4 protein-coding genes are annotated in these 2,675 nt (G+C 74.8%); 3 read left to right on the forward strand and 1 reads right to left on the reverse strand.

Going from position 1 to position 2,675, the window contains the following annotated elements:
- Positions 1-106: 106 nt before the first annotated feature.
- The 3 genes from VE546_RS23335 (at position 107) to VE546_RS23345 (ending at position 2,254) form a co-directional block, all read left to right on the forward strand.
- On the forward strand, positions 107-340 hold the full coding sequence (locus VE546_RS23335) for a DUF2945 domain-containing protein (RefSeq protein ID WP_324925531.1): 234 nt from the start codon (positions 107-109) through the stop codon (positions 338-340).
- Positions 333-689: a DUF3140 domain-containing protein gene (locus VE546_RS23340; protein ID WP_324925533.1), complete on the forward strand. Its 357-nt coding sequence runs from the start codon at positions 333-335 to the stop codon at positions 687-689. The genes VE546_RS23335 and VE546_RS23340 overlap by 8 nt, the downstream gene beginning before the upstream one ends.
- 71 nt (positions 690-760) lie before the next feature.
- The gene (locus VE546_RS23345) at positions 761-2,254 is read left to right on the forward strand and encodes an MFS transporter (protein ID WP_324925535.1); all 1,494 of its coding nucleotides are present in this window, start codon (positions 761-763) and stop codon (positions 2,252-2,254) included.
- Between the two features lie 37 nt (positions 2,255-2,291).
- Here the strand turns inward: VE546_RS23345 and VE546_RS23350 are convergent.
- A partial coding sequence (locus VE546_RS23350) for a DUF4190 domain-containing protein (RefSeq protein WP_324925537.1) occupies positions 2,292-2,675 on the reverse strand: 384 nt, incomplete at its 5' end.

Below are 2,675 nucleotides of genomic sequence, written 5' to 3' on the forward strand. Positions count from 1 at the left end.
GCCCCGCCAGGGGTCCGGTGGGAGGGCGTCGTTTGGCTTCGGGCGCTGGAGGACCCACCATGTGACAAAAGGGAAAATTCACATCGTCTCCCCCGGGAGGAGAACGATGACGAGGCGCATCAAGAAGTTCCACAAGGGGGACCAGGTCTCCTGGAGGAGCCACGGAAGCGAGACCACGGGCCGGATCGAGCGGGAGATCACCTCCCGCACCGAGGTCGCCGGCCGCACGGTGGACGCCTCCCCCGACGACCCGCAGTACCAGGTCCGCAGCGACAGGACCGGCCGCACCGCGGTCCACCGGCCCGAAAGCCTCCACAAGAGGGGGTCCGGAGATGACTGAGCACCGCACCGACCGCGCCACCGAGCGCGACGAGACCATCGCCGAGTTCGGCCACCTGGTCAACCTCACCCCCAAGCAACTCCAGGACTGGCTGGAGCGGGACGAGTCCCGGGCCGCCGGGCAGCACAAGGGAGGCGGCGAGAGCACCGGCCACGCCTCCGGCCGCCGCATCGTCCAACTGCTGCGGACCCCGAAGTCCGATCTGAGCGAGGACGACGTGGCCCACATGCGCAAGGTCAACGGCTACATCAAGCGGCACCTGGCCCAGCGGCCCTCCGGCGACGTCACCGACACCACCTGGCGGCACTCCCTGATGAACTGGGGACACGACCCGCTCAAGGGAGCCTGAGCCGCCCGGCTGCTCCGGCGCGCCCCCCGGGGGCCGGGGACGGAGCACCGGCCCCCGCCTAGCATGGCGGGATGGTCGAACGCCCGGCTGACGCCGACCCCGCCGACACCGCCGCCGACACCTCTGACACCCCCGACACCTCCGCCGCTTCCGGCGAGGCCGCCGCCCGCCGGGGCGGCTCGCTGTGGCTGGTCGTCCTCGCCGCGTGCGCCGGGCAGTTCCTCGTCGTCCTCGACGTCTCCGTCGTCAACGTCGCCCTGCCCTCCATGCGCACCGCCCTCGGGATGGACGCGACCGGGCTCCAGTGGGTCGTCAACGCCTACACCCTGACCTTCGCCGGGTTCATGCTGCTCGGCGGGCGGACCGGGGACCTCTTCGGGCGCAAGCGCGTGTTCCTGGCCGGACTCGGCCTGTTCACGGCCGCCAGTCTCGCGGGCGGGCTCGCGCAGCAGCCCTGGCAGCTCCTCGCCGCGCGGGCCGTCCAGGGCGTGGGCGCCGCCGTCCTGGCCCCCTCCACCCTGACCCTGCTCACCACCTCCGTCCCCGAGGGACCGGCCCGCGCCCGGGCCATAGGGACCTGGACGGCGGTGGGCGCCGGGGGCGGCGCGGCGGGCGGACTGATCGGCGGGGTGCTCACCGACGCGCTGTCCTGGCGCTGGGTGCTGCTGGTCAACGTGCCCGTCGGCGCGCTCGTCCTCCTCCTGGCGGCCCTCCGGCTGGCGGACGACCGCACCGCCGCGGGCGGCAGGCGGCTGGACGTGCCCGGCGCGGTGCTGGTCACCGGCGGACTCGGCGCGGTGGCGTACGGCATCGTGCAGACGGAGGCCGTCGGCTGGACCGAGACGGCCACCCTGGTGCCGCTGCTGGGCGGGGCGGCGCTGCTCGCCGTGTTCGTCGCGGTGGAGGCCCGCACCCGGGCGCCGCTGATGCCGCTGCGCCTGTTCCGGCTGCCCTCGGTGTCGGCCGCCAACGTGGCCATGTTCGTCTGCGGCGCCGCGCTGGTGTCGTCCTGGTACTTCATGTCGCTGTACATGCAGAACGTGCTGCGCTTCACGCCGCTCCAGGCGGGCCTGGGGTTCATTCCGCAGTCGCTCAGCGTCGTCGCCGGCTCCAAGCTCGCGCCCCGGCTGATGCCGTGGCTGGGCGCCCGGAACACCGCGCTGACGGGGGTGGCGCTGGCGGCGTCCGGCTTCCTGTGGCAGAGCGCCGTCCTGGCCGCGGACGGCGGCTACGCGGCCACCGTCATGGCGCCCGGGACGGTGATGATGCTCGGCACCGGCCTGCTGGCCACCCCGCTCGCCTCCCTGGCCACCACCGGCGCCCCGCCCGGGGACGCGGGCGTGGTCTCGGCGCTGGTGAACACCTCCCGCATCATGGGCGGCTCCCTGGGCCTGGCGGTCCTGTCCACCGTCGCCGCCTCCCGCATCACCGGCGACGCCCCGTCCGCCCTCGCGCCGGGCTACGCCCTGGCCTTCCGCACCGGCGCGGCGGTCCTGGCGTGCTGCCTGCTGCTGATCCTGCTGACGCTGCCGGGGGAGGGCCGCCGCCCGGCGCGGACGCGCTGAGCCGCCCCGGCGCCCCGGCCGGCCTCGCCGCGCCGCGTCACCCGTACCGGTCGCGGAGGTCCTCCACGCACCGCTCCCATTCGGCGGAGGTGTCGGCGGCGCGGACGCAGTCGCGGAAGTCGTCGGCCGCGTCGGAGCCGAGGAAGGCCAGCCCCGCGGAGAGGACGGCGGCGGAGAGCACCAGCCCGACGAAGCCCGTGATCGCCCCGGTGAGGCCCATCCAGCCGTTGGTCGCCTCGCCCCGCCTGCCCCGGCGGTAGCCGACGGCGCCGAACACGACCGCCAGTACCCCCAGCACCACGCCCAGGAGGATCGTCCAGAACGTCACCAGGGCGATCAGCCCGAGGACGAAGGCGGCGATCCCCATGCCGTCACGGGGCCGCTCGGCGGGAACCGGCGGAGGCGGCGGAGGCGGTGGAGG

This window comes from Streptomyces sp., assembly GCF_035644915.1.
Classification (GTDB): Bacteria; Actinomycetota; Actinomycetes; order Streptomycetales; family Streptomycetaceae; genus Streptomyces.

Excerpts from the sequence above, each read along its gene's own strand:
- VE546_RS23335 (WP_324925531.1), top strand. The coding sequence starts at position 107 with ATGACGAGGCGCATCAAGAAGTTCCACAAGGGGGACCAGGTCTCCTGG.
- VE546_RS23345 (WP_324925535.1), top strand. The coding sequence starts at position 761 with ATGGTCGAACGCCCGGCTGACGCCGACCCCGCCGACACCGCCGCCGAC.
- VE546_RS23340 (WP_324925533.1), top strand. The coding sequence starts at position 333 with ATGACTGAGCACCGCACCGACCGCGCCACCGAGCGCGACGAGACCATC.